Origin of the sequence: Pseudomonas sp. 2725, assembly GCF_050434585.1 — a bacterium.
Taxonomy (GTDB): domain Bacteria; phylum Pseudomonadota; class Gammaproteobacteria; order Pseudomonadales; family Pseudomonadaceae; genus Aquipseudomonas; species Aquipseudomonas jessenii.
In genome coordinates this window covers 177,706-204,120 of record NZ_JBNDIV010000009.1, presented here as the reverse complement: position 1 = coordinate 204,120, position 26,415 = coordinate 177,706, and the positions used below count along the sequence as shown (strand labels likewise).

28 protein-coding genes are annotated in these 26,415 nt (G+C 60.0%); 20 read left to right on the top strand and 8 right to left on the bottom strand.

The genetic code is table 11. The annotated features are described in order from the left end of the window. Window positions 1-96: 96 nt before the first annotated feature. On the bottom strand, window positions 97-552 hold the full coding sequence (locus ABIE16_RS24775) for a MaoC family dehydratase (protein WP_046041672.1): 456 nt from the start codon (window positions 550-552) through the stop codon (window positions 97-99). A 193-nt stretch (window positions 553-745) separates the two neighbouring features. On the opposite strand from ABIE16_RS24775, the gene ABIE16_RS24770 reads away from it, so the two are divergent. The 5 genes from ABIE16_RS24770 to ABIE16_RS24750 all read left to right on the top strand — a co-directional run bounded on the left by ABIE16_RS24770 (window position 746) and on the right by ABIE16_RS24750 (window position 3,642). After that, a complete protein-coding gene (locus ABIE16_RS24770) occupies window positions 746-1,108 on the top strand; it encodes a CidA/LrgA family protein (RefSeq protein WP_057713152.1) in 363 nt (120 codons plus the stop codon). Further along, complete coding sequence (locus tag ABIE16_RS24765) at window positions 1,105-1,821, top strand: LrgB family protein (protein ID WP_057713153.1); 717 nt, start codon at window positions 1,105-1,107, stop codon at window positions 1,819-1,821. The genes ABIE16_RS24770 and ABIE16_RS24765 overlap by 4 nt, the downstream gene beginning before the upstream one ends. 10 nt (window positions 1,822-1,831) lie before the next feature. After that, the gene (locus ABIE16_RS24760; RefSeq protein ID WP_046041675.1) at window positions 1,832-2,422 is read left to right on the top strand and encodes an LON peptidase substrate-binding domain-containing protein; all 591 of its coding nucleotides are present in this window, start codon (window positions 1,832-1,834) and stop codon (window positions 2,420-2,422) included. Between the two features lie 204 nt (window positions 2,423-2,626). Further along, window positions 2,627-2,995, top strand: coding sequence for a hypothetical protein (locus ABIE16_RS24755; protein ID WP_057713154.1), 369 nt, complete (start codon window positions 2,627-2,629; stop codon window positions 2,993-2,995). Window positions 2,996-3,480: 485 nt separating this feature from the next. After that, on the top strand, window positions 3,481-3,642 hold the full coding sequence (locus ABIE16_RS24750) for a hypothetical protein (RefSeq protein WP_157858919.1): 162 nt from the start codon (window positions 3,481-3,483) through the stop codon (window positions 3,640-3,642). Window positions 3,643-3,732: 90 nt separating this feature from the next. Here the strand turns inward: ABIE16_RS24750 and ABIE16_RS24745 are convergent, their stop codons facing one another. Beyond that, a complete protein-coding gene (locus tag ABIE16_RS24745; protein ID WP_429522135.1) occupies window positions 3,733-5,049 on the bottom strand; it encodes a bifunctional DedA family/phosphatase PAP2 family protein in 1,317 nt (438 codons plus the stop codon). Window positions 5,050-5,207: 158 nt separating this feature from the next. Then, on the bottom strand, window positions 5,208-5,906 hold the full coding sequence (locus ABIE16_RS24740; RefSeq protein ID WP_429522134.1) for a DNA-3-methyladenine glycosylase: 699 nt from the start codon (window positions 5,904-5,906) through the stop codon (window positions 5,208-5,210). A gap of 189 nt (window positions 5,907-6,095) precedes the next feature. Between ABIE16_RS24740 and ABIE16_RS24735 the strand changes: the two genes are divergently transcribed. The 13 genes from ABIE16_RS24735 to ABIE16_RS24675 all read left to right on the top strand — a co-directional run bounded on the left by ABIE16_RS24735 (window position 6,096) and on the right by ABIE16_RS24675 (window position 18,682). After that, a complete protein-coding gene (locus ABIE16_RS24735) occupies window positions 6,096-7,367 on the top strand; it encodes a glutamate-5-semialdehyde dehydrogenase (protein ID WP_057713156.1) in 1,272 nt (423 codons plus the stop codon). Between the two features lies 1 nt (window position 7,368). Further along, entirely contained in the window at window positions 7,369-8,058 is a 690-nt protein-coding gene (gene nadD, locus ABIE16_RS24730) for a nicotinate-nucleotide adenylyltransferase (RefSeq protein ID WP_218497957.1), read from the top strand. Window positions 8,059-8,131: 73 nt separating this feature from the next. Then, on the top strand, window positions 8,132-8,626 hold the full coding sequence (gene rsfS, locus ABIE16_RS24725; RefSeq protein WP_007975896.1) for a ribosome silencing factor: 495 nt from the start codon (window positions 8,132-8,134) through the stop codon (window positions 8,624-8,626). Window positions 8,627-8,635: 9 nt separating this feature from the next. After that, complete coding sequence (gene rlmH / locus ABIE16_RS24720; RefSeq protein WP_008052376.1) at window positions 8,636-9,103, top strand: 23S rRNA (pseudouridine(1915)-N(3))-methyltransferase RlmH; 468 nt, start codon at window positions 8,636-8,638, stop codon at window positions 9,101-9,103. A gap of 10 nt (window positions 9,104-9,113) precedes the next feature. Further along, entirely contained in the window at window positions 9,114-11,009 is a 1,896-nt protein-coding gene (mrdA, locus tag ABIE16_RS24715) for a penicillin-binding protein 2 (RefSeq protein ID WP_057713157.1), read from the top strand. A gap of 31 nt (window positions 11,010-11,040) precedes the next feature. Further along, window positions 11,041-12,144 (top strand): rod shape-determining protein RodA, encoded by a 1,104-nt coding sequence (gene rodA / locus ABIE16_RS24710; protein ID WP_057716556.1) that lies wholly within the window; start codon window positions 11,041-11,043, stop codon window positions 12,142-12,144. A 17-nt stretch (window positions 12,145-12,161) separates the two neighbouring features. Then, a complete protein-coding gene (gene mltB, locus ABIE16_RS24705; RefSeq protein WP_057713158.1) occupies window positions 12,162-13,172 on the top strand; it encodes a lytic murein transglycosylase B in 1,011 nt (336 codons plus the stop codon). Next, on the top strand, window positions 13,172-14,182 hold the full coding sequence (locus ABIE16_RS24700; protein WP_057713159.1) for a septal ring lytic transglycosylase RlpA family protein: 1,011 nt from the start codon (window positions 13,172-13,174) through the stop codon (window positions 14,180-14,182). Before mltB ends, ABIE16_RS24700 begins: the two co-directional genes overlap by 1 nt. 184 nt (window positions 14,183-14,366) lie before the next feature. After that, window positions 14,367-15,524, top strand: a complete 1,158-nt coding sequence (locus tag ABIE16_RS24695; protein WP_057713160.1) for a D-alanyl-D-alanine carboxypeptidase family protein — start codon at window positions 14,367-14,369, stop codon at window positions 15,522-15,524. A gap of 87 nt (window positions 15,525-15,611) precedes the next feature. Then, window positions 15,612-15,887 (top strand): DUF493 domain-containing protein, encoded by a 276-nt coding sequence (locus ABIE16_RS24690; protein ID WP_008052383.1) that lies wholly within the window; start codon window positions 15,612-15,614, stop codon window positions 15,885-15,887. Further along, the gene (gene lipB / locus ABIE16_RS24685; RefSeq protein ID WP_046041686.1) at window positions 15,887-16,534 is read left to right on the top strand and encodes a lipoyl(octanoyl) transferase LipB; all 648 of its coding nucleotides are present in this window, start codon (window positions 15,887-15,889) and stop codon (window positions 16,532-16,534) included. The genes ABIE16_RS24690 and lipB overlap by 1 nt, the downstream gene beginning before the upstream one ends. A 25-nt stretch (window positions 16,535-16,559) precedes the next feature. Next, window positions 16,560-17,558: a lipoyl synthase gene (gene lipA / locus ABIE16_RS24680; protein ID WP_162130289.1), complete on the top strand. Its 999-nt coding sequence runs from the start codon at window positions 16,560-16,562 to the stop codon at window positions 17,556-17,558. Window positions 17,559-17,731: 173 nt separating this feature from the next. Then, window positions 17,732-18,682, top strand: coding sequence for a S66 peptidase family protein (locus ABIE16_RS24675; RefSeq protein WP_429522133.1), 951 nt, complete (start codon window positions 17,732-17,734; stop codon window positions 18,680-18,682). Window positions 18,683-18,799: 117 nt separating this feature from the next. On the opposite strand, the gene ABIE16_RS24670 is transcribed toward ABIE16_RS24675, so the two are convergent. The 5 genes from ABIE16_RS24670 to leuS all read right to left on the bottom strand — a co-directional run bounded on the left by ABIE16_RS24670 (window position 18,800) and on the right by leuS (window position 24,934). Beyond that, window positions 18,800-20,122, bottom strand: coding sequence for a lytic murein transglycosylase (locus ABIE16_RS24670; protein ID WP_218497959.1), 1,323 nt, complete (start codon window positions 20,120-20,122; stop codon window positions 18,800-18,802). 61 nt (window positions 20,123-20,183) lie between these two features. Then, the gene (gene arfA, locus ABIE16_RS24665) at window positions 20,184-20,348 is read right to left on the bottom strand and encodes an alternative ribosome rescue factor ArfA (protein ID WP_003228536.1); all 165 of its coding nucleotides are present in this window, start codon (window positions 20,346-20,348) and stop codon (window positions 20,184-20,186) included. Window positions 20,349-20,557: 209 nt separating this feature from the next. Further along, a complete protein-coding gene (holA, locus tag ABIE16_RS24660; protein ID WP_057713163.1) occupies window positions 20,558-21,595 on the bottom strand; it encodes a DNA polymerase III subunit delta in 1,038 nt (345 codons plus the stop codon). A 39-nt stretch (window positions 21,596-21,634) separates the two neighbouring features. Next, window positions 21,635-22,240, bottom strand: a complete 606-nt coding sequence (gene lptE, locus ABIE16_RS24655; protein WP_057716557.1) for an LPS assembly lipoprotein LptE — start codon at window positions 22,238-22,240, stop codon at window positions 21,635-21,637. A gap of 87 nt (window positions 22,241-22,327) precedes the next feature. Next, window positions 22,328-24,934 carry a leucine--tRNA ligase gene (gene leuS / locus ABIE16_RS24650; RefSeq protein ID WP_223500172.1) on the bottom strand — a complete coding sequence of 869 codons (2,607 nt, stop codon included), beginning with the start codon at window positions 24,932-24,934 and terminating at the stop codon, window positions 22,328-22,330. 281 nt (window positions 24,935-25,215) lie between these two features. On the opposite strand from leuS, the gene ABIE16_RS24645 reads away from it, so the two are divergent. Beyond that, a complete protein-coding gene (locus ABIE16_RS24645; RefSeq protein ID WP_057713165.1) occupies window positions 25,216-25,536 on the top strand; it encodes a hypothetical protein in 321 nt (106 codons plus the stop codon). A gap of 104 nt (window positions 25,537-25,640) precedes the next feature. Next, window positions 25,641-26,402, top strand: a complete 762-nt coding sequence (locus tag ABIE16_RS24640) for a YdcF family protein (protein ID WP_429522132.1) — start codon at window positions 25,641-25,643, stop codon at window positions 26,400-26,402. Window positions 26,403-26,415: the final 13 nt, after the last annotated feature.

Here is a 26,415-nt window from a genome sequence, read left to right as displayed (position 1 = left end):
GGCGAGGGAGTATGCCGCAGCTATGTGTCCTTAATATAGGGTGAGGTTCCGCGTAAGGGCGCGAAACAGCATGAGCTGCTTCGCATCCGGCAAGGTTTATACGAAGCACAGAGACAGGGGTTCGGCGATGTACGCCGGTTTGTCCGAACCTTCGATTTCCAGGGTGGTGGTGGCCTTGAGGAGCCACTGGCCGGGTTTCTTCTCGATGACTTCGGTCAGGTCGACTTTCAGGCGCACTTTCGAATTGACCTTGACCGGCTGGATGAAGCGCACGCTGTCGAGTCCGTAGTTGACCACCATCTTCAAGCCTTCGGGCATGACGAGGATGTCTTCCATCAGTTTCGGGATCAGTGACAACGACAGGAAGCCGTGAGCGATGGTGCTGCCAAATGGCGTTTGCGCGGCCTTGACCGGGTCGACGTGGATGAACTGAAAATCCCCTGTGGCTTCGGCGAACAGGTTGATGCGGTCCTGATCGATAGTGAGCCATTCGGAACGTCCAAGTTCCTTGCCGACATAATCTTTGAGCTCCGCAACTGGAACATAGGGCATTGAGACTCTCCTTGGGTTCATCGGTTTTATAGTTTTGGCTTGCGGGGATCTGACCTCCCGGCTTACTACTTTAGATCAACATGGCCAAACGCAGCGGTCAACTGACAATGCTTTTGGCGAATGCCGGTCTATAGCGCGAGCATGCTTATAATGCCCGGCCAATGCGGGTGACGGATTTTGCGGGAGAACTTTGATGTTGTTACGGGGCCTGACGTGGCTGGTGCTGTTCCAATTGCTCGGCACTGCGCTCAATCATTTGTTCTTGCCGGTGCTGCCGGGGCCGATTGTGGGGTTGCTGCTGTTGCTGGTGTACCTCATCTGTCGCGGGCAGGTTGGCGAGCCGCTGAACCTGGCGGCCAGTAGCCTGTTGCGTTACCTGCCCCTGTTGCTGGTGCCGCCGGCTGTGGGCGTGATGGTCTACGCCGCTGACATCGCGGCGGATTTCTGGGCCATTGTCGGTGCGCTGGTATTGTCGCTGCTGCTTTCCATGGCCTTCGCCGGGGTGCTGATGCATCGTATGGTCAAGGGGCACGCTCACTCCGAGGACAGCCAATGATCTTCGACTGGCACGGCGCCTGGACGTCGGTGATTCATCATCCCCTGTTTGGTATCGGCATTACTCTTGGAGCCTATCAACTCGTCCTGGCGGCATTCGAGAAAACCCGCTGGATCTTTTTGCAGCCGGTGTTGGTCTCCATGTTGTTGGTGATCGGCGTGCTGGTGGGCTGCGGCCTGACCTATGCCGAGTACCGCAAGAGCACCGAGATTCTCAGCATCCTGCTCGGCCCGGCCACTGTCGCGCTGGCGGTGCCGCTTTATCTCAACCTGCGACGGATTCGGCAGTTGTTCTGGCCGATATTTACTACGCTGGTGATAGGTGGGGTGGTGGCCACGGGGATGGGCGTGTTGCTGGGCTGGTCGTTCGGTGCCGAGCACATGATCCTGATGACCATGGCGCCGAAATCGGTGACTTCGCCTATCGCTATGTTGGTGGCCGAGCAGATCGGTGGTGTCGCGGCGCTGGCAGCGGTGTTCGTCTTGATTACGGGTGTGATCGGCGCGATTTTCGGCCCGGCGTTGTTGACCCGGCTGGGTGTGCATAGCCCGGAAGCCAGGGGTATGGCACTGGGCATGACGGCCCACGCGGTCGGCACGGCAGTGGCGATGCAGGAAAGTGAAGAGTGCGGCGCCTTCGCGGCGCTGGCGATGAGCCTGATGGGTGTGGCCACGGCGGTGCTCCTGCCGTTGGCGGTGTCGATGGTGGTGTAAGGAAATGTCTATGAGTCTGCCGCTTTTTCCGTTGAACACAGTGCTGTTTCCTGGCTGCATCCTCGACTTGCAGATCTTCGAGGCGCGCTATCTGGACATGATCGGCCGCTGCATGAAGCAGGGCGGCGGTTTCGGCGTGGTGTGCATCCTCGAGGGTGAGGAAGTCGGGATCGCCCCGGCGGGTTACGCCTTGGTCGGGTGTGAGGCGCTGATCACCGATTTCAAGCAACAGGACAACGGCCTGCTGGGGATTCGGGTTCAGGGCGGACGGCGTTTCCATGTATTACGAACGGAAGTCCAACGCGATCAGTTGACCGTCGCCGAGGTCGAGTGGCTGGAAGACGAACCCGAGCAACCCTTGCAGGACGAAGATGCCGACCTGGTTGCGTTGCTCAAGGCCTTGGCTGAGCACCCGATGGTGGAAGCGTTGAACATGGGCACTGAGGCGACCGGGCAACAATCACTGGCCAATCAATTGGCGTACCTGTTGCCTTTCGCGGAACTGGACAAGATCGACCTGCTGCAACTTGATGATCCGCAGCAACGACTGGATGCGATTCAGGCGTTGCTGGATGAGTTGCAGGGGGAGTTGTTTGCCTGAGTGATTTTGGCGAACTTCCGATGGCTTGGCTGTATGTTATTTTTAATGGCATTGTTTTTGAAGTTTATTTTAGGTTCAGCCGGCTGAGTCTGTATTTATTTCTAATAACTAAAGGTGATGGTTTGTATTGAGTGTTCACGCGGTGGTGATTATATTTGCTGCGTCTGCATGAGGCGGGCGTTACATATATAAGGAGCTGTTATTGTGAAGAATTTTACTGGTGCCGAGCGTGCTTTGTGGGAGTTGTGCTTTTCTCGAATTATGGTCAACTATGTTTCTGCGCAATCACCGCAGGGCGAAGTTCAGTTTGCCGCGGACTCTGCAGCCAATGCGGCCAATGCGTTGATCCTGGTGCGTCGTTCGGGCCTGAATGGTGATCGTGATAATTATGAGCAGCGGCTTTGGGATAGTTATGTAGGGGACGCTATGATCAAGTTTTCGACAGAGGTTCGTTGGAAACTTGAAGACTATGTTGTCATTGCCGGCCGCGTTGCCAAAAATGCCGATTCAGCCGTTGCGAAGTATCGCGGCACGGAAGGTTCGGAACTGCCAAGCTTTCCATTCGGAAGCTAAGTCGTAATATGGTTGTTTGGTAGTTGATGGTAAAGCGATTCCTTGAATGACGTTTTGTGGGCTGATGTTCCATTTGCGCCAAGGGACGAACGCAGGCTTCAAGAGCTCCATAACACCCTGTGGGAGCGAGCTTGCCCGCGAAGAGGCTCTTTCAGTCGATACTGATATCGCCTGACTCTCCGCCTTCGCGGGCAGGCCCGCCCCCACAGGATTCGATTTACTTCAGGTCCGACTCAGTCAGCTCAACACAAAGTAATCGCGATCTTCGAGCGGGCTAGTTCGACCTGCTGCAACTCGATGATCCGCAGCAGCGACTGAGTGCGATTCAGGCGTTACTGGATGAATTGCAGGGGGAGTTGTTTACCTGAGCAGCATTTGGCAAACATTGCACTCGATTGCCAGCATTGCTGGGTACCGGTGTTTTGATTAGTTTGGGGTTGTCCGCATAAAGCGGGTCACTTCAAAATATCAAAAGGATTTCAATGATGACTATTTTCACCAATGAGTGGGCGGCATGGGAAGCGGCCGCTGTAGGTTACCTGCTCAAACATGCAAGTTTTGGTCAGCCCTTCGAGGATACTGCAATTGCAGCAAGCCGGCTCGCTGATGCACTGATTCTGGAAATGCGTAAACGTCAACGTGCCTGATTGCAATTAGCGGAACGCATTCAAAAAGAACCCCGTCATATTGGTCGGGGTTCTTTTTTTATGAGAGGCCGAGATAAAACTGCACTCTTTTTAGTAGGCATACCGCAACATCGTATGGGGCAAGTGCCGCAATACGAAGAAGCCGAACAGGGCCGCCAACGCCGGTAGCAGCAGCCACCAGACCTTGGGCGGCATTGCGTTCAGTGGTGCCTGACGTTGATTCAGCCAGAGGCTGGCTGCGCAGACACAGGCCGCCAGCATTGCACCTGCCAATACATCCGTCGGCCAATGTGCGCCGAGGTAAACCCTGGAGAGGGCAATCGCCAAGGCTGGAATGCAACCCAGTAGTAACCAGGTCAATCGCATCCGTGGCGGTTGTCCGCGCCCGGCAAGTACGGCGAGGGTTAGAAACAGCGCGAAAGAACCCGAGGCGTGACCACTTGGCATGCTGTAACTGGTCAGTGGATCGCTCAGGACTTCCGGACGTACGCGAGCGAAGAAGTGTTTGGTCGCGGTGTTGGCCAGTGCCGTGCAGAGCAGGGTGCTGCAGGCGAAGATCGCTTGCGGCCATTGCCTGGCGATTACAAGTAGCGCTACGAGCAAAGCACTGAACACCAGCATGTTGCGGAATTCGCCGATCAGTGTGAAGACTACGGCTACTTCATCGAGCATCGGATTGCGATGCTCTTGCACCAGTGTCATCACGCCCTGATCGAGCGCGCTCAGATGCGAATAGCCGATAAACAACCCTGCCAGAATCAGAAAACTCATGCCGGTGATGAACATCGTGGCATTGCGATGCCGGCGCAGGCTACTGGTTGCGCTCAAGCCGACCATCACAGCAATGCTGCCGACAACAACTCCGGCCTGGAGCCAGAAGCCTTCGGGCAATGGCAAGCGGATTGCCGCGCCCGTGGCCCAGCCAGGCATCAGATAAGCTAACGACCAACCCGCGCCAGCCAACAGGCTGACAGCGAAGAAGCGCGGGAAAGGCATGTCGCACATTCCGGCCACCATCGGCAGCATTGGCCGCAAGGGGCCGATAAAGCGCCCAACCAGCAGGCTGGCGATGCCGTAGCGCTGGAAGTACGACTCGGCTCCGGCGATCCATTCCGGATGATGGCGCAAGCCCGGCAGGCGCCGGATGTTCTGATGGAAGTGCCGTCCCAGAAAATACGAAATGACGTCACCCAGCACCCCGGCGACGAAACCCAGCAAGAGCGTCTCACTGAGCGTCAGTGCGCCACTGCCTGCCAGTACCGCCACGGCGAACAGCAGCACCGTGCCGGGAACGATCAGCCCGGCAATCGCCAGGCATTCCACAAAGGCCACGATGAATACCGCTGCCGCCAGCCATTGCGGGTTGGCCGCCAACCATCCGGTCACGCTATCGAGCCATGGGCCCATAAAAACCACTCCATCAAATGTTCAATTTTCTACTTGTAGGCGCGAGCCTGCTCGCGATAGCGCACTTTGAGTCAACGGTGATGTTGATTGTGCTGACCTCATCGCGAGCAGGCTCGCTCCTACAGAAGATTCCTTCAGTTTCAAAATCCGGATCGGTCTCAGGACAGCACAAAATAATCGCGACCTTCGACCTGTCCCCGTCGTAGCGGGTTGCGCGTGCAATAAGGCGCGTAGGCCGCATCGACGAAGCGGTACATCAGGTGTTCATCGCGCCCGTGGGGAATGCCCAGGCGCGTGGTCTGGATGATGTGGGCGGGCGTCTGCCCGACGTGCTCTACCAGCAGCACTTCATGGTCGAAGCGTTTGGCGTCCCATGCCGGCACTTTCAGGCCCAACGACTTGCAGAGCAGGGTTTGCCCGGCACAGAGTTTTTGTGACGGGCGAGGGTGGCCCTGGGAATCGGGATTGTTCAGTAGCATCTGCGCCAGGCTGGCCGGCCCGCTCAATTGATCGACCCACGGGTAGGCGGATTTGATCAGTACCGCGTTTCCCGGCCCTTGAGCACTGAAGTTCAGTGAGTCGCCGCCCCGAGCGTAATACATATAGATGTGGCCACCATCCAGAAACAAAGCCTTACGCTTTTCTGTGTAGCCGAGGGATGCGTGGCTGCCCTTTTCCGCGCAGTAGTAGGCCTCGGTCTCGATAATTCGGGCGCTGAGCCACAGGTCGCCCACTCGATGGCGAATGACTTTGCCCAGTAAATCCCGGGCCAGAATTTGCGCGTCACGGTCGAAAAACGCGTCCGGGAGACCCGTGGGCAGGCTCGCGGCGGACGCTCGAACAGTCAGATTGGACATGATGACCGGCATTTGTCAGGGCTGAATGAGTCGTGATGATAACAATTTGCAGCTTAATCCCGGCTGAACATCGGCAATTTGCCCTCCATTTCGACCATCCGCCCGTCACCGCTGTTAGTCGGTGGGCGCGACAGCTATAATCTGTCGCTTTACTCTTTACCAAGACCTAATCAAAGACCACGCCAGACCATGACTGAGTCCGTTCTTGACTACATGACCCGCCTGGGTCGCGCTGCCCGCGAAGCTTCCCGCGTGATCGGCCGTGCCAGTACCGCGCAGAAAAACCGCGCCCTGCAGGCCGCCGCCAACGCGCTGGACGCTGCCCGCGCCGAGCTGACGGCGGCCAATGAACAGGATTTGGCTGCCGGTCGCGCCAATGGTCTTGAGCCGGCCCTGCTTGAGCGCCTGGCACTGACCCCGGCGCGTATCGACGGCATGATCGTCGGCCTGCGTCAGGTGGCAGCCCTGCCGGACCCGGTCGGCGCTATCCGTGACATGAGTTTCCGCCCGTCCGGTATTCAGGTCGGCAAGATGCGCGTGCCACTGGGCGTGATCGGAATCATCTACGAGTCGCGACCGAACGTGACCATCGATGCGGCCAGTCTGTGCCTGAAATCCGGTAACGCGACCATCTTGCGTGGCGGTTCCGAGGCCATTCATTCCAATCGCGCCATCGCCGCCTGCATTCAGCGCGGCCTGGCCGAGGCCGATCTGCCGGCCGCGGTGGTGCAAGTGGTCGAAACCACCGATCGCGCTGCCGTCGGCGCGCTGATCACCATGCCTGAATACGTTGATGTCATCGTGCCGCGCGGCGGTCGTGGCCTGATCGAGCGCGTCAGCCGTGATGCCCGTGTCCCGGTGATCAAGCACCTGGACGGCATCTGCCACGTTTACGTGAGTGAACACGCCGATCTGGCCAAGGCACAGCGCATCGCGTTCAATGCCAAGACTTACCGTTATGGCATCTGCGGTGCCATGGAAACGCTGCTGGTGGACCACACCGTTGCCAAGGATTTCCTGCCGGCGATGGCGGCACAGTTCCGCGAAAAAGGCGTCGAACTGCGCGGCTGCGAGCGTACTCGAGCAATCATCGATGCCGTGGCCGCTACCGAAGAAGACTGGAGCACCGAGTACCTGGCGGCAATTTTGTCGATCCGCGTGGTCGACGGACTGGGACAGGCCATCGAGCACATCAATCATTACGGCTCCCATCACACCGATTCGATTGTCAGCGAACATCAGGGCGACACCCGGCGTTTCGTGGCTGAAGTCGACTCCTCGTCGGTGATGATCAATACCCCGACATGCTTCGCCGATGGCTTCGAATACGGATTGGGTGCCGAGATCGGCATTTCTACTGATAAGCTGCACGCCCGCGGCCCGGTGGGCCTCGAGGGACTGACCTGCGAGAAGTACATCGTGGTCGGCGACGGGCAGTTGCGCGGACAGGAGCCGGTCTGACTTGGGCGACTTCGACCCGTCAGCCCCGGTCACCATCAGCGAGCCAGCCCCTCGCCGCATTGGTGTGCTGGGCGGAACGTTCGACCCGGTGCACATCGGCCATTTGCGCGGTGCGCTGGAAGTCGCCGAAACACTTGCGCTCGATGAGTTGCGCCTGACACCCAGTGCCAGGCCGCCCCATCGGGACAAGCCGCAGGTGTCGGCAAAAGACCGTCTGGCGATGGTCGAGTGCGCGGTGGCCGGTGTGGCGCCGTTGGTGGTGGACGCCCGCGAATTGCAGCGGGACAAACCGTCCTACACCATTGATACCCTGGAACTGATGCGCGCCGAACTGGCCGTATCCGACCAGGTTTTTCTGCTTTTGGGCTGGGACGCTTTTTGCGGCCTGCCCACTTGGCACCGCTGGGAAGAGTTGCTCCAGCATTGCCATATCCTGGTGTTGCAACGCCCGGATGCCGACAGCGAACCGCCGGATGCCTTGCGCAACCTGCTGGCAGCGCGCTCGGTGAGCGACCCGCTGGCCCTCAAAGGGCCGAGCGGACAGATTGCATTCGTCTGGCAGACACCGCTCGCGGTATCCGCCACCCAGATCCGTCAACTGCTGGCCAGCGGTAAGTCGGTACGTTTCCTGGTGCCCGACGCGGTCCTGGCCTACATCGATGCGCACGGACTCTACCGTGCGTCGAACTGAATGGGAGTGCCTCAAGGCACGTGGCAACAACGTGTATTGAAGCGCCCGAACAAACGAGCAAAACGAGTTTTATATGACGAGCAACAACGAAAGCAAAGTAAAACGCAAAGGCACATTCAAGAGTGCCCCGCTGCCGGAAAAGGTCCTCGCCGCCGAGCCGCCTAAAGGCGACGAGCTGGTCAAGATCGCCGTAGCCGCCCTTGAAGACGTCAAGGCCCAGGACGTGCTGGTGATTGATGTTCGCGACAAGCAGAGCATCACTGACTACATGATCATCGCCACCGGTACCTCCAACCGCCAGATCGGCGCGATGCTGGACAAGGTTCGCGAGGCCGTCAAAGCCCTGGGTATCAAGCCGCTGGGTGAAGAAGGCAAGGGCGACAGCGACTGGGTGCTGTTGGACATGGACGACGTGATCGTTCACATGATGACCTCCAACGCCCGTCAGTTCTACGACCTGGAGCGCCTGTGGAAAGGTGCCGAGCAGAGCCGTGCGGCCGATGGCAAGCACCACAGCCCTGAAGTTGGTCACGAGCACTTCAACAAGCTCAACAAAGACCAGGAATAAGGGACCGCTGTGCGACTGCGACTGATCGCCGTCGGTTCACGCATGCCCAAGTGGGTGGAAGAAGGCTGGCATGAATATGCCAAGCGTCTTCCGTCCGAGCTGGCGCTGGAACTGGTGGAAATTCCGCTCAATACCCGTGGCAAGAACGCCGACGTGGCCCGTTTCATCCGTCAGGAAGGCGAAGCCATGCTGGCCAAGGTCGGGCCGAACGAGCGGATTGTCACTCTCGAAGTCCATGGCAAGCCCTGGAGTACCGAGCAACTGGCGGTTGAGCTCGATCGCTGGCGGCTGGACTCGCGCACTGTCAACTTCATGGTCGGTGGCCCCGAAGGGCTGGCGCCGGAAGTCTGTGCCCGGGCTGACCAGCGCTGGTCGTTGTCGCCGCTGACCTTGCCGCACCCGCTGGTGCGGATCCTGATCGGCGAACAGATGTACCGTGCCTGGACCGTGCTGTCCGGTCACCCTTACCACAAGTAGTTCTGCCCTCATGTCCCAGCCGATCCGCATCAAGGACCACGAAAAAGACGCCCGTCTGGTGCGTGGTCGCGTCGTGTTCGGGGCCATTGCAGTGGTGGCGCTGATTGCGGTGCTGATCGCGCGTCTGTATTTCCTGCAGGTGATCCAGTACGAGTACCACTCGACCCTGTCGGAAAACAACCGCGTCCACGTGCAGCCGATTCCGCCGACTCGCGGGCTGATTTTCGACCGCAACGGTGTGGTGATTGCCGATAACCGGCCGAGTTTCAGCCTGAGCATGACCCGCGAGCGTTCCGGCGACTGGCAGCAGGTGCTCGACGTGATCGTCGAAGTGCTGGAATTGACGCCCGAGGACCGGGTGATCTTCGAGAAGCGCATGCGTCAGGGGCGTCGGCCGTTCGAGCCGGTGCCGATCCTGTTTGAGCTGAGCGAAGAGCAGATCGCCCGGATCGCCGTTAACCAGTTCCGCCTGCCGGGCGTGGAAGTGGTCGCGCAGTTGGTTCGTCACTATCCCCAAGGGGCGCACTTTGCTCACTCGGTGGGCTACATGGGGCGGATCAACGAGAAAGAGCTCAAGTCGCTGGACCCGGTCAATTACAGCGGCACCCACCACATCGGCAAAACCGGCATCGAGCGTTTCTACGAGCCTGAATTGCACGGCCAGGTGGGTTACGAGGAAGTCGAGACCAACGCCAGGGGTCGCGTACTGCGCGTTCTCAAGCGTACCGATCCGATTCCCGGCAAGGACATCGTCCTGAGCCTGGACATCAAATTGCAGGAAGCCGCCGAAGCTGCGCTCGGTGGTCGTCGTGGCGCGGTGGTAGCGCTGGACCCGAAAACCGGCGAAGTGCTGGCGATGGTCAGCCAACCGAGTTTCGACCCGAACCTGTTCGTCACCGGCATCAGCTTCAAGGCCTATTCCGAGCTGCGCGACTCCATCGATCGGCCGCTGTTCAACCGCGTGCTGCGTGGCCTGTACCCGCCGGGTTCGACCATCAAGCCCGCGGTGGCGATTGCCGGTCTGGACGCGGGCGTGGTGACGGCCTCGTCGCGAGTGTTCGACCCGGGTTACTACATGCTGCCCAACTACGATCACAAATACCGTAACTGGAATCGCACCGGTGACGGTTTCGTCGATCTCGATACGGCGATCATGCGTTCCAACGACACCTACTTCTATGACCTGGCCCACAAGCTGGGGATCGATCGGCTGTCGGCATACATGACCAAATTCGGCATCGGCCAGAAAGTCTCCCTGGACATGTTCGAAGAGTCGCCGGGGTTGATGCCGTCCCGCGAATGGAAACGTGCGACCCGCCGGCAGGCGTGGTTCCCGGGTGAAACGCTGATTCTGGGGATCGGCCAGGGCTATATGCAGTCGACCCCGTTGCAACTGGCCCAGGCCACCGCTCTGGTCGCCAACAAAGGCGTCTGGAACCGTCCGCACCTGGCCAAGACCATCGAGGGCGTGAAACCGGTGGATGAGAATCCGATGCCGGACATCATCCTGCGCGACCCCTCGGACTGGACCAGGGTCAACCACGGCATGCAGCAGGTTATGCATGGTGCCCGTGGTACGGCGCGCAAAGCCTCTATCGGCGCGCAATACCGGATCGCCGGCAAGTCGGGTACGGCCCAGGTGGTCGCGATCAAACAGGGTGAGAAGTATGACCGTTCCAAGGTTCAGGAGCGCCATCGCGACCACGCCCTGTTCGTCGGTTTCGCGCCGGCCGACGACCCGAAAATCGTGGTGTCGGTGATGGTCGAGAACGGCGAGTCCGGCTCCGGCGTCGCCGCGCCGGTGGTGCGCCAAATCATGGATGCCTGGCTCCTGGACCAGGACGGTCGGTTGAAGCCCGAATACGCCAGCCCTATCAGTGCAGAGGCTACCGCCCGTGATGAATAACTTCGATCGCATGCTCTCCAGTGAGGATGTGATGCGTCGCCGTGCGACGCTGCTGCAACGCCTGCACATCGACGGCCCGTTGCTGATCCTGCTGCTGACCCTGGCGGCCGGCAGCCTGTTCGTACTCTATTCGGCCAGTGGCAAAAGCTGGGATCTGCTGGCCAAACAAGCCACTTCTTTCGGCATCGGCCTGGTGTCGATGATCGTCATCGCCCAGTTCGAGCCACGCTTCATGGCCCGCTGGGTCCCGGTGGGTTATGTGATCGGCGTGCTGTTGCTGGTAGTCGTCGACGTCATGGGTCACAACGCCATGGGTGCTACCCGCTGGATCAACATTCCCGGGGTGATCCGCTTCCAGCCTTCGGAGTTCATGAAGATCCTGATGCCGGCGACCATCGCCTGGTACCTGTCCAAGCGCACCTTGCCGCCGCAACTCAAGCATGTGGGGGTGAGCCTGTTCCTGATCGGCTTGCCATTCATCCTGATCGTGCGTCAGCCCGACCTCGGCACTTCATTGCTGATTCTGGCGGGGGGCGCCTTCGTGCTGTTCATGGGTGGCCTGCGCTGGCGCTGGATCCTCAGCGTGCTCGCTGCCGCCGTGCCGGTGTCCGTGGCCATGTGGTATTTCGTTATGCACGATTACCAGAAGCAGCGCGTCCTCACGTTCCTCGACCCGGAAAGTGACCCGCTAGGCACCGGCTGGAACATCATCCAGTCCAAGGCCGCCATCGGCTCCGGTGGGGTGTTCGGCAAGGGCTGGTTGCTGGGCACCCAGTCGCACCTGGACTTCCTGCCGGAAAGCCATACCGACTTCATCATTGCCGTATTGGGTGAAGAGTTCGGCCTGGTGGGGATCTGCGCGCTGTTGCTGATCTACCTGCTGTTGATCGGCCGCGGCCTGGTGATTACCGCCCAGGCGCAGACATTGTTCGGCAAGTTGCTCGCGGGCAGCCTGACCATGACGTTTTTTGTTTATGTTTTCGTCAACATCGGTATGGTCAGTGGCCTGTTGCCGGTGGTGGGGGTGCCGTTGCCGTTCATTAGCTACGGAGGAACTTCGCTGGTGACGCTACTGTCAGCGTTTGGGGTTTTGATGTCGATCCATACCCATCGCAAGTGGATCGCGCAGGTTTGAATAAGGTGAAATTTTCAATGCAAGTAATGCGTGGCTGGGCGACTCGATACGCGCCATGGGTCAGCCTGGTAAGCATCCTTGGCACCATGCCGGACGCGTTGGCCGGCGACTACGAAGGCTCACCCCAGGTGGCCGAATTCGTCGGTGAAATGACCCGCGACTACGGTTTCGCCGGTGAACAATTGATGGGTGTGTTCCGCGAAGCCGAGCGCAAGCAGTCGATTCTGGACGCCATCTCCAAACCTGCCGAACGGGTCAAGCAGTGGAGCGAGTATCGCCCGATGTTCATCACCGATGCGCGCATAGCCCGGGGTGTGGATTTCTGGCGTCAGCACGAAGCGGTGTTGGCTCGTGCCGAGCAGGAATACGGCGTGCCGGCCCAGGTGATTGTCTCGATCATCGGTGTTGAAACCTTTTTCGGCCGTAATACCGGAAATTTCCGGGTGATCGATGCCTTGTCGACCCTGGGTTTCGACTATCCTCCCCGTGCCGAGTTTTTCCGCAAGGAGTTGCGTGAGTTCCTGCTACTGGCCCGCGAAGAGCAGGTCGATCCGCTGACGCTCAAAGGCTCCTACGCTGGCGCAATGGGATTGCCGCAGTTCATGCCGAGCAGTTTCCGCGCTTATGCAGTGGATTTCGACGGTGATGGCCATATCAACATCTGGACCAATCCGGATGATGCCATTGGCAGTGTCGCCAGTTACTTCAAGCGCCATGGCTGGGTCGCCGGCGAACCGGTAGTCAGTCGCGGCGATGTCCGTGGCGATCAGGTCGACGAAGGTTTGACCACCGGTATCGAACCGACGAAAACCGTCGGGGAGTTGCGAGCCCTGGGGTGGTCAAGTCATGATGCGCTGCGCGATGATATGCCGGTTACTGCTTTCCGCCTGGAAGGCGACAATGGCTCCGAGTACTGGATGGGCCTGAAGAATTTTTACGCGATCACGCGATATAACCGCAGCGTGATGTACGCCATGGCCGTACATCAACTGTCTGAGCAGCTGGTCCAAGCACGGGGCGTCAAGTAATGCGGGCATTGCCTATCAATAAACCCCTGAAGCTGATGGCATTCGCCGCGTTGGCAATGCTGGTCGCCAGTTGTTCGACCAGCCGTGCGCCGGCCCAGAAGACCAGCAGCACCGCTGTGCGCACGACGCCGGGGCTGGACATCAACCGCGCCCACAAGGATGGCGCGCCATGGTGGGATGTCGATGTTTCGCGTATCCCGGACGCCACGCCGACCCTGCACACCGGCCCGTACAAGGCCGCTCCTTACTCGGTACTGGGCAAAACCTACTTTCCGCTGCAGGAGTCAAAGACCTACGTGCAGTCGGGCACGGCGTCGTGGTACGGCACCAAGTTCCACGGCCAGAACACCGCCAACGGCGAAGTCTATGACCTGTACGGCATGAGCGCTGCCCACAAGACTCTGCCACTGCCAAGTTACGTTCGGGTGACCAACCTGGACAACAACAAGTCGGTAATCCTGCGCGTCAACGATCGCGGGCCATTCTATTCGGACCGCATCATCGATTTGTCCTACGCGGCCGCCAAGAAACTCGGTTACGCCGAAACCGGCACCGCGCGGGTCAAGGTCGAAGGTATCGATCCGCAGCAATGGTGGGCCGCCAAGGGCCGTCCGGCACCATTAATGCTCAACGAACCGAAAGTCGCGCAGAATAGCGCCCCGGTGATCACGGCTTCGGCCGGCACCGTCGAGCAATGGACGCCTCCGCCGCAGCAACACGCCGCCGCGGTGGTGCCCGTGCAGCTCGATGCAAAAAAAAACGCTTCTGTAGCAGCCTCTGGCCAGTATCTGCAGGTGGGCGCGTTCGCCAACCCGGACGCTGCAGAACTCCTGAGATCGAAGCTCAGCGGGATGGTGAGCGCTCCGGTGTTCATCAGCTCGATCGTGCGCAATCAGCAGACCCTGCATCGGGTTCGCATGGGCCCGATCGGTTCGCCGGGTGAAATCCAGCAAGTACAGAACAGCGTGCGCCTGGCCAATCTCGGTTCGCCGAGTGTGGTCACGGAGTAATACGTAGAGCTTGATTGACGGTTCGTCTGCGGTATTGGGGGGCGAACCAGGTTGTTGACTCGTTGAAGAACAAAAGCCCGGCAAGGGTGACTGAGTGAGCAACTGAACACGCGATGACTCGTTAGAAAGTCATTTGATTAGTTTTGCCCTTGGGCAAGTTTCCATTAGCGATTTCGAGAGACGGATGAACATCACCACCTTTGCCAAACGCCTGTTCCTGCTAGTCCCGCTGCTTCTCTCACCCGCCGCGTTCGCGGTCGAGATGATGCCTTCGCCACCACAACTGGCCGCCAAGGCCTATGTGCTCATGGATGCCAGCAGCGGCAACGTGCTGGTCGAGAACAACGGTGACCAGCGTCTGCCGCCGGCCAGCCTGACCAAGCTGATGACCGCGTACATCGCGACTCTGGAAATCCGTCGTGGCCAGATCGGCGAAAACGATCCGGTGACCGTCAGCGAAAACGCCTGGCGTACCGGCGGTTCGCGGATGTTCATCAAGGTCGGCTCGCAGGTGACTGTCAGCGACCTGTTGCACGGCATCATCATCCAGTCGGGCAACGACGCCAGCGTTGCGCTCTCCGAGCACATCGCCGGTAGCGAAGACGCGTTCGCCGACATGATGAACAAAACCGTTGGCGACCTGGGCATGACCAACAGCCACTTCATGAACCCGACCGGTCTGCCGAACCCTGAGCACTACTCGTCGGCTCACGACATGGCCGTACTGGCTCGCGCGATCATCCACGAAGACCCGGCTCACTACGCGATCTACTCGCAGAAAGAGTTCTTCTGGAACGGCATCAAGCAACCGAACCGCAACCTGCTGCTGTGGCGCGACAAGACCGTCGACGGCCTGAAAACCGGTCACACCGACGAAGCCGGCTATTGCATGGTGTCTTCGGCCGTACGTGATGGCATGCGTCTGATCGCCGTGGTCTTCGGCACCAACAGCGAAGTGGCCCGTGCCGCCGAAACCCAGAAGCTGCTGACCTACGGTTTCCGTTTCTTCGAAACCCAGACCTTCTATCAGAAGGGCACCGAGTTGGCTCAGGCTCCAGTCTGGAAAGGCTCCACCAACCAGATCAAGGCTGGCCTGGCGCAAGACCTGACCATGACCCTGCCAAAAGGCCAGCTGAAAAAGCTCGCTGCCAGCATGACCATGAACCCGCAACTGATCGCGCCAATCGCCAAGGGCGACGTGATCGGTAAAGTCGAAGTGAAACTGGACGACAAGGTGGTGCACAGCGCCGATCTGATCGCTCTGGACGCTGTCGAGGAAGGTGGTATCTTCCGCCGCATGTGGGATAGCATCCGTCTATTCTTCTACGGCTTGTTCAACTGAATTTAGTGTGCACCTGCATGGCTCCGCGCTGATCTGGCGCGCAGCCATGCCCGTCGCCACGGCTTACGCTTACGAGGCCGTTACGCCATGACCGATACCGAAGTAAAGGCGCCAAAGATCGAGTTCCCTGCCAATGATTACCCGGTTAAGGTGATCAGCGACACCGGCGTGGGCAACAAGGACAGAATCATCGACATCGTCCGCAAATATGCAACGATCAACGATGAGCGTGTTGATGAGCGCCAGAGCAGCAACGGCAAATACACCACCATTCAGTTGCACATCGTCGCGACCGACCAGGACCAGCTGTACAACATCAACAGCGAACTGCGGGCAACGGGTTTCGTGCACATGGTGCTGTGATGTCCGGTGTGCTGGGCTTTCGCGAGCTCGGCCAGATGGCTTACGAGCCGGTCTGGCATGCCATGCAACGCTTCACCAACGAACGCGGCAACGATGCCGCCGACGAGATCTGGCTGGTCGAACACCCTGCGGTGTTCACCCAGGGCCAGGCCGGCAAGGCCGAGCATCTGCTGCTTCCCGGTGATATTCCGGTGGTGCAGGTCGACCGTGGTGGTCAGGTGACCTACCACGGCCCCGGCCAACTGGTGGCTTATCTGCTGCTGGACGTGCGCAAGCTCGGGTTTGGCGTGCGCGATCTGGTCAGCCGGATGGAGCAATGCCTGATCGAGCTGCTGGCCAGTTACGGTGTCACCGCCGTGGCCAAGCCCGATGCGCCGGGTGTCTACGTCGACGGGGCGAAAATCGCCTCCCTGGGTCTTCGGATCCGCCACGGCTGTTCCTTTCATGGCCTGGCCTTGAACGTGGACATGAACCTGGAACCGTTTCGACGGATTAATCCCTGCGGCTACGCCGGGCTGGCGATGACCCAGCTGAGCGATCACGCAGGATCGATTGAATTTGCCGAGGTAAGTGCCCGGCTGCGCGCGCAGCTCGTCAAACACCTCGACTATGCTGAGCAGACGACCCTGACGGGCGGAATCGACTGATATGACTACTGATGCAGTGCAAACCATGATCCCGACGCTCGATGTCACCGAGCGCCCGGCCCCGCGTCCCAAGGTTGAAGCCGGCGTCAAGCTGCGCGGCGCCGAAAAGGTTGCACGCATCCCGGTGAAGATCATTCCGACCACCGAACTGCCGAAGAAGCCGGACTGGATTCGCGTCCGCATCCCGGTTTCGCCGGAAGTCGACCGCATCAAGGCCCTGTTGCGCAAACACAAGTTGCACAGCGTGTGCGAAGAGGCGTCCTGCCCGAACCTGGGCGAGTGCTTCTCCGGCGGCACCGCGACCTTCATGATCATGGGTGACATCTGCACCCGTCGCTGCCCGTTCTGCGACGTCGGCCACGGCCGTCCAAAGCCGCTGGACGTCAACGAGCCGGAAAGCCTGGCCATTGCCATCGCCGACCTGCGCCTGAAGTACGTGGTGATCACTTCGGTGGACCGCGACGACCTGCGTGACGGCGGTGCCCAGCACTTTGCCGACTGCATCCGCGAAATCCGCAAGCTGTCGCCGAACGTGCAGCTCGAAACCCTGGTCCCGGACTACCGTGGCCGCATGGACATCGCGCTGGAAATCACCGCCGCCGAGCCGCCGGATGTGTTCAACCACAACCTGGAAACCGTGCCACGTCTGTACAAGGCTGCCCGCCCAGGTTCGGACTATCAGTGGTCGCTGACCCTGCTGCAACGCTTCAAGCAGATGATGCCGCACATTCCGACCAAGTCCGGCCTGATGCTGGGTCTGGGCGAGACCGACGAAGAAGTCATCGAAGTCATGAAGCGCATGCGCGAGCACGACATCGACATGCTGACCCTCGGCCAGTATCTGCAACCGTCCCGCAGCCACTTGCCGGTACAGCGTTTCGTGCACCCGGACACCTTCGCCTGGTTCGCCGAGGAAGGTTACAAGATGGGCTTCAAGAACGTCGCTTCCGGTCCATTGGTTCGCTCCTCGTACCACGCCGACGAGCAGGCGAAGCTGGTCAAGGCCGAGCTGATGTCGTCCTGATCGACTGTGAAGCATAAAACGCCCGCAAGGTTTCAAAGCCTTGCGGGCGTTTTTTTGCCTGGCCTACGACAACGGCTGCCTTTTCCTGCAACCTGCGGGGCAACGGTTCCTCTTCTGTTTGTCCCCGTTCCTGACTACTGTGTGCTGATGTTTTCACGCAGGGAGATTCACGGATGACCGCTCGACCGACCCTCACCCTTTGCCCTCATGCTCCCGTCCCGGCGCTGCCGTCGGAAGGCATGATCGGCGTTATCGCACCCGCCGGTCCCGCGCCGCTAGACACCGACAAGGCGGTGCAATGGATGCGTGCCCGGGGTTATTCACTGAAAGTGTTTCCCGGGGTCTACGAAAAAAACGGCTACCTGGCCGGCAGTGACGAGGTGCGACTCGACGATCTGCATGCAGCGTTCGCCGACAGCGAGGTGGATGCGATCATCTGCCTGCGCGGTGGTTATGGCACACCCCGGCTGCTCGACCGCATCGATTTTGATTTGCTGCGTGACAACGCCAAGCCGTTCGTCGGCTACAGCGACATCACTGCGCTGCATTTGGCGATCAGTCGTTATGCCGGCTTCGTGACCTTTCATGGTCCGTTGCTCAATGCCGACCTGCTGGGTGAGAAGCAAATACCTACCGAGTCTTCGTTCTTCAACATGCTGCGAGGGAAGGTGAGGGCGGGAACAGTGCTGGCGCATCCGGTGGCCTACCCGCTGACCACGATCGAGCCAGGCGTGGCTCACGGGCGCTTGCTCGGCGGCAATCTGGCCATGATCGCCGCGACCATGGGCACGCCCTACGAAATTGACGCCGAGGGCGTCATTCTGTTGATCGAGGATATCAACGAGCCGCTGTATCGCATCGACCGGTTGCTCACCCATCTGCGGCTGGCAGGCACGTTGCACAAGCTGCGCGGTGTGTTGGTCGGGGATGTGGCGGGGGTTGAGGTGGCGGCGCTGGACAGGTTGCTCAAGCAGATCTTCGAGCCTTTGAAGATTCCGGTGCTGTCCGGGTGGCGCAGCGGCCATTGTGACCCGAACCTGACGTTACCCATGGGGGCGCTGGTCAGGCTGGATGCCGGAAACAAGGAATTGGTGCTGGAGCAGGATGTAGTGGTCAGGCGCTAGATTTTTATCGCCTGTCAGTCAGTCTTCGCGGGCAAGCCCGCTCCCACAGTGTCCGCGTCGTACACAAATCATGTGAACGCCCCTGAACCTGTGGGAGCGGGCTTGCCCGCGATGCTTTTAGCGGTTACGCAGTCCTTCGAGCAACTTGTGCGTCGGATACCCATCTGCCGGCCAGCCAAACGACTGTTGGGCGCTGCGAATCGCCTTGCGGGTGTTGGCGCCGATGATCCCGTCGGCGGTGCCGGCGTCATAGTTTTGCGCGCTCAATAGGCTTTGCAGCTCGATCCGCTCGGTACGGCTCAGAGGCAGGTCATCCTTTGGCCACGTACCGCTGATCAAGCCTGCGCCATTGAAGCGTTCGGACAACAGGCTCACCCCTAGGGCATAGGACGACGAATTGTTGTACTTGAGAATCGCACGAAAGTTGTCGAGCACAAGGAACGCCGGGCCGCGGTAGCCAGCCGGCAATAGCAGTGCCGCAGACAGTTGCTCCGAGCCTGCCGGGACCTGGCCACCGTTGGGCAGCGTAACGCCCAGTTGGCGCCACTCGGCAACACTCTTGCGAATCGTGCCATCGGCCAGTACGTAGTTGAAGCCGCTCGGCAGCTGGACTTCAAAGCCCCACGGCTGACCTCTCTGCCAGCCGGAGCTTTGCAGGTAATGCGCGGTCGAGGCCAGGGCATCAGCCGAACTGCTCCAGATATCGCGACGGCCATCGCCGTCGAAATCGACGGCGTGGGTGTTGTAGGTGGTCGGGATGAACTGGGTCTGGCCCATGGCGCCGGCCCAGGAACCGAGCATCTTTTCGGGTTCGATGTCGCCTTGTTGCAGGATTTGCAGGGCCGCGATCAATTGCGCGTGGGCGAAGCCGGGACGGCGGCCTTCGTAGGCCAGGGTCGCCAGCGAGTTGATCACCGACTTGCTGCCCTGGAACTGGCCAAAATTGCTTTCCATGCCCCACACGGCCACCAGCGCCTGACGATCAACGCCATAACGCTGCTCGATGCCTTGCAGGATGTCGGCGTACTGGTCGATCAGTGACTGGCCTTTGCGTACCCGCAGCGGCGACAACGCGCCATCGAGGTATTCCCACACCGGTTTTGCGAATTCCGGTTGGCTGCGATCGGCACGAATCACACTGGGGTCGAAGCTGACATTGGCGAAAGCGCGATCAAACAGATCGGCGCGGATACCGGCGGCCAGGGCATCCTTGCGGAAACCCGCCTGCCATTCGGCAAATGTCTGGGTAGGCTGGATGTCGAGGTTCTCACCCGTCGGAACCACCTGCGGAACAACCGCCGGGGCGGTAGCGACAGGAAGTGTCTGAAGCGGCTGAGCGTCGGCTGCGGTCGGTTTTTCCGCACAGGCGACAAGCAAAACAAGGCTGGAGGCAGCGATCAATTGGCGTAAGTGCCAACGATGGGGAAGACAAAAGGGCATGCACGGGTCCAGGGAATACGAATCAGGTACAGACCTTAACATGTTGAAGGGGGGTTCTGCTTTACGCAGCCAGAAAGTAAGAAGCCTCCCAGCTGTCAGACTGGAAGGCTTCGCGGCGGTAGCTGCCTTTGCCCTTGGTGGGGCGTTCCTGGCGGCTGCGGAACAATGGCTGGGCGATGATGGATTTGGCCTTGTTGGGGCCATGCTTTGATGGCTTTTTGCTCATGATGGTGCCTCGCAAGTGAGTGGTTTTTGCGGGGCAAATCATCGGCCGAAGTTGAGGGGCTGTCTAGTCCCGGTAGCTGTCGGAAAAAGCGCCGTTCTTTGTAGGAGCGAGCTTGCTCGCGAAGCACTTGAGGGCGCTGCGTTAAATCAGAAAGTCTGCGTTATCGTTAACGACCATCACGAGCAAGCTCGCTCCTACAGGAGGCGGTGTTATTCAGCGGGTAGGGTTAAGCGTTGCCCGGCCATCAACAACGTCAGCCGGCTCAGACTCATCCACGGCGAACCGGCCGCCTGGCCCTTGATCTGCGCGTCGATGCGCTGTGCTTCGAGCAGCAATTGCGCCCAGCGTTGCGCCGAGTAGCGTTGCAGGGCTTTGCTCATCAAGGGTTTTCGTTTGTCCCAGACCGGAGGTTTGGCCTGGCTGAAAGCCTTGTCCAGCGGCGTGCCCTGACTGTATTGCAGCGAAATATTGGCCAGCAGGCGCAACTCTCGGGCCAGGGCCCAGAGAATCACCGGCGGCTCGACGCCTTCACCGCGCAACCCTTCGAGCATGCGCAAGGCATGGGCTGCTTCACCATTGAGAACCGCATCGGTCAGGCCAAAGACGTCGAAGCGCGCACTGTCGGCCACCGCAGCCTGCACGGTTTCAACGGTGATCTGACCCCCTTCGGCCATCAGTTTGAGCTTTTCGATTTCCTGGGCGGCGGCCAGCAAGTTGCCCTCGACCCGTGCCGCGATCAGCTCAACGGCGTCCTGGCTGGCGGAAAGCCCGGCCTGGGACAAACGTTGGCGGATCCAGCTTGGCAGTTGGGCGACATCGACCGGCCAGATCTGCACGAACTGGGTCTGTTGTCCTTCGACCAGCGCCTTGCCCCACTTGGTTTTCTGTGCGCTGCCATCGAGTTTCGGCAAGCTGATCAGCAGCACGGTGTCGTCGGCCGGGCGCGAGCAGTACTCGATCAGCGCGGCAGCGCCCTTGTCGCCGGGTTTGCCGGACGGCAGGCGCAGTTCCAACAGGCGCTTTTCGGCGAACAGCGACATGCTGGCACCGGCTTGCAGCAGCGTCCCCCAGTCGAAACTGGCGTCGGCGGCAAACACCTGGCGTTCATCGAATCCCTGCTGGCGGGCGGCAGTGCGAACAGCATCGGCCGCCTCCTGGCACAACAACGGGTCATCGCCGCTGATGATATAGACCGGCGCAAGGGCGCCTTGCAGGTGTTTGGCGAGTTGGGCGGGGGCGAGCTTCATAAGAGAGGGCGAACGGGGCGCACAGGCGCCCCGTAAGTCTTACTGCTGTGGCAGTTCGACAGGCGACTGACGCGGGGTTTCCGCTTCAGCCTTCTTTGCCGCTTCCAGCGCCGCGGCATCAGCCTTGGCCCTGGCTTCGGCAGTCTGCTGCAACTGGTCCAGTTGGGTGGGGCTCAGTTGTTCCAGGCGCAGCATCATGCGTTGAACCAACTCCCGGCGGCCTTCTGTCCGGGCCGTTTCAGCTTCTTGGTCAGAGCCCACCAAGTTGTTGCCGTCGTGCATATAGATCTTCTGCACTTCAAGCTTGTCGCTCAACAGGGGCAGATCGCCGCGACCACGGATGTCGTAGCTCAACACGGTGGTGACCTGGTACTCGCCGGCACGACCGGCACCTGCGTAGGTGAGGATGCGCTGGCTTTCCTGTTCATTGGTCAGTACCAGCTTGTAAGGAGCGCCGGTATAGACCTTGACGCCGCTGCCAATCAGTACCTGACGCAACTGGGTAACGGTTGGGCCATAAGCGTTACGGGCGCTCAGGTCGAGTTCCTTGATCGCCAGTTCATTGGTGCCGGTGCCGCGCAGCTGGAAACCGCAGGCACTCAGCAGAACCGCGAGGCCCATCACCAGCAGATTGCGTTTGATCATCTTGTTGCTCCCCTTGAAACCATGTGGGCCGATCAAGCGGCCCGAAAGGTTTTACTCGGCGCCAGGCTCACCTGGCGCCTGATCCAATTAGCTGGCGACGATATTGACCAGTTTCCCGGGCACTACGATCACTTTACGAATGGTCAGACCGTCGACGAAGCGCAGCACGTTCTCGTTGGCACGGGCGGCGGCTTCGACTTCTTCACGGCTGGCACTGGCCGGCATTTCGATGTGGCCACGCAGCTTGCCGTTGACCTGAATCACCAGTTGCAGGCTGTCCTGTACCAAAGCGCTGTCATCCACCACCGGCCAACCGGCGTCGATCACAGGATCGGCGTGACCCAGTTGATTCCACAGCTCATGGCTGATGTGCGGCGTGATCGGAGCCAGCAGCAGCGTCACGGTTTCCAGGCCTTCGTGAATCAGTGCGCGATCCTGGTCGGTGGCTTGTGCGGCTTTTTCCAGTACGTTCATCAGCGTCATCACCTGAGCGATGGCGGTGTTGAACTTGTGGTTCTGGCCGACGTCCTGGCTGGCCTGCTTGATGGCCAGGTGAATCGAGCGACGAACGGCTTTCTGCTCGTCATTCAGGCTGGCGACGTCCAGTTTGCCCGGCAGGCCCTGAGTGACGTGGGCTTGAGCCAGGCGCCAGACGCGCTTGAGGAAACGGTGCGAACCTTCGACGCCGGAGTCGGACCATTCCGCGCTCATGTCAGGTGGCGAGGCGAACATCATGAACAGGCGGCAGGTGTCTGCGCCGAACTGGTCGATCATCGACTGTGGGTCGACACCGTTGTTCTTCGACTTGGCCATCTTCTCGGTGCCACCGATTTCCACCGGCAAGCCGTCGGCTTTCAACTTGGCGCTGATGACCTTGGCCTTGCTGTCACGCTCAAGCTCGACGTCCGCCGGGTTGAACCAGGTGTAAGCGCCATTGGCTTCGCGGCGATAGTAAGTCTCGGCGATCACCATGCCCTGGGTCAGCAGGTTCTTGAACGGCTCGTTGGAGCTCACCAGGCCTTCGTCGCGCATCAGCTTGTGGAAGAAGCGCGCATAGAGCAGGTGAAGAATCGCGTGTTCGATACCGCCGATGTACTGATCCACCGGCAGCCAGTGGTCGGCCGCCGATTTTTCCACCAGGCCGCCTTCAAAGTGCGGCGAGGCGTAGCGGGCGTAGTACCACGAGGACTCGACGAAGGTGTCCATGGTGTCGGTTTCACGCTTGGCAGGCTGGCCGCATTTAGGGCAGCTGCACTCGTAGAACTCGGGCATGCGCGCCAGTGGCGAACCGGCGCCATCGGGTACGACGTCTTCCGGCAGCACGACAGGCAGTTGATCTTCCGGTACCGGCACGTCACCGCAGGTGCCGCAGTGGATGATCGGGATCGGGCAGCCCCAGTAGCGCTGGCGGCTGATGCCCCAGTCGCGCAGACGGAACTGGGTACGCGAGGCGCCCAGTTCTTTCTTGATCAGCGCGACTTCGATAGCGTCGAAGGCGCCCGCGAAGTCCAGGCCGTCGAACTCGCCGGAATTGATCAGCGTGCCGTACTCGCCGTAGGCGTCTTGCCATGGCGCCGGGTTGCTGTCACCGGAGCTGGTGCGCACCACGGATTTGACCGGCAGGTTGTATTTGTGGGCGAATTCGAAATCGCGCTCGTCGTGGGCAGGAACAGCCATGACCGCGCCGTCGCCGTAATGCATCAGCACGTAGTTGGCGACCCATACCGGTAGCTTTTCACCGGTCAGTGGGTGCTCAACGAACAGGCCGGTCGGCAGGCCTTTTTTCTCTTGAGTCGCAACGTCGGCTTCCGCAACGCTGCCGCCCTTGCATTCAGCGATGAACGCTTGCAGCTCAGGGTTGTTCTGTGCGGCCAGGGTAGCCAGGTGGTGCTCGGCGGCGACGGCGACGTAGGTCGCGCCCATCAGGGTGTCCGGACGGGTGGTGAAGACTTTCAGCGCGCCCGCTTCGCCGATGGAATCGACGTTGTACGGGAACTGCACTTCCATGCCGCGGGACTTGCCGATCCAGTTGCGCTGCATGGTCTTGACCTGTTCAGGCCAGCCAGTCAGTTCGTCCAGGCTCTCCAGCAGTTCATCCGCGTAGGCGGTGATCTTGAAGTAGTACATCGGGATTTCGCGCTTTTCGATCAGCGCGCCGGAACGCCAGCCGCGACCGTCGATCACCTGTTCGTTGGCCAGGACGGTCTGGTCGACCGGGTCCCAGTTCACGGTGCCGCTTTTTTTGTAGATCACGCCTTTTTCGAACAGGCGGGTGAACAGCCATTGTTCCCAGCGGTAGTAATCGGGCTTGCAGGTGGTCACTTCACGCGACCAGTCCACCGCCAGGCCCAGGCTGCGCAGCTGGGATTTCATGTAGGCAATGTTTTCGTAGGTCCACTTGGCGGGCGCTACGTTGTTCTTCATCGCGGCGTTTTCCGCCGGCATGCCGAAGGCGTCCCAACCCATGGGTTGCAGAACATTCTTGCCTTGCATGCGCTGGTAGCGGGAGATCACGTCGCCGATGGTGTAGTTGCGCACGTGCCCCATGTGTAGCTTGCCGCTGGGGTAAGGGAACATCGACAGGCAGTAGTAAGTCTCCTTGCCTGGCTGTTCACTGACTTCAAAGGACTTTTGCTCGTCCCAGAACGACTGGGCGGCGGCTTCGATTTCACGGGGCTGATATTGTTCGTGCATGGCTACTTTTGAACTGAATAGGGGTGGCCTAATCCTCTTCAATGCAACGCTGGACGCTGATCACGCCGCATTGGCGTTTTCGATGTCCAGCCGAGCTGGAAGTGGAGTTACAGGAAGCGCCGTAGCATACATGACCGCGCTCTACCGAGGGAAACCCTGATTGCTGCCGCGCGTCCCGCAAAAACCGCCGCGAGGGCCGTTGGTCGCGGCGCTCAGCCGGTTTGTTCATGGAAGCTAAGCTCTAACTGGGGAGTAGGTCTTATCTTCCAATGAGGTGAGGGATGGTTGAGTCACAGCAAAAAGCTACAAAACCGGAGCTGTACGAAAGGCTGATCGATCGTTTGGCCCTGGCCTTGGAAGCGGCAAGAACTGCTGGCCGGTTGCGCGACGTACGCCCTCTGGAACTGGAACTGCGTGGCCTGAGCTCCGCAGAGTTTGCATTGATCAAGGCGTATCTGGATCGCAGTGAGCGTGAGACGCACGGATGCTTGTCAGAGGCGATAAAGCAACTCGACGCACCACGTTCGGCCAAGATCATCTGGCTCAAGGACAAGGTTCCCGGCAGAGACGCGGTAAAGGTCCGGTCTTTGCAGTTCAAATAAGACGCAGAGCCGTGCTCAATGGTTTTTTGAAGCATAGTTCTTCTGTATTGATTGTCGCATTGCGCTAACCCACTTAGGCTTCGGGCATCTCCAGGAGATGCTCGATGTCTTTTCGTTACTTTGTAAAACAACTTCTTTTGCCCCCCGGCATTCTATTGCTGCTGCTTTTGCTTGCCTGGTGGTTGCGCCGCTCAAGGCCAAGGCTCGCCGGTGTGTGCTTTGCACTGGGGCTGGGTGGCCTTTGGCTGATGAGCCTGCCGGTGGTGGTGCAGTGGAGTGCCAGCCTGCTCGAGCGCGAGCCACCGCTGGCCCGCGACGAATGGGCAGTGCTGGGGCGGCGCGCGGACGCCATCGTCGTCCTTGGTTCCGGGCGCGAGCGCGGTGACGTGGCCTGGGGTGCCGACCAGCCCACGGGTGTAGGCCTGGAGCGCCAGCGCTTTGCCGCGCGACTGACCAAGGCTTCCGGCCTGCCGGTACTGACCAGCGGCGGCTTGCATTACGGCACTCCGCCAAGCGAAGCGCAGATGATGGCTGATTCCTTGCGCGACGATTTTGGCGTGACCGTGCGCTGGCAGGAAGGACACAGCCGCACGACCTGGGAAAATGCGCAGTTCAGCGCCCAGGTGTTGCTACCACAGGGCATCAAACGTGTGGTGCTCGTGACTCATGCCGGGCATATGCCACGAGCGGTCTGGAGCTTCCGCAAGGCCGGGTTTGAGGTGGTGCCGGCGCCGGTAGGGTTTCTGAGCGGCGACAATGCGCGGCCACTGGGAGGCTGGATGCCGGAGTACAAGGCGATCTGGCAGAACGGGCAGTTGATGAACGAGGCGGTGGGGCAGATCGGTTATTCGTTGTTCTATCGTTGAGCGCTAATCCCTG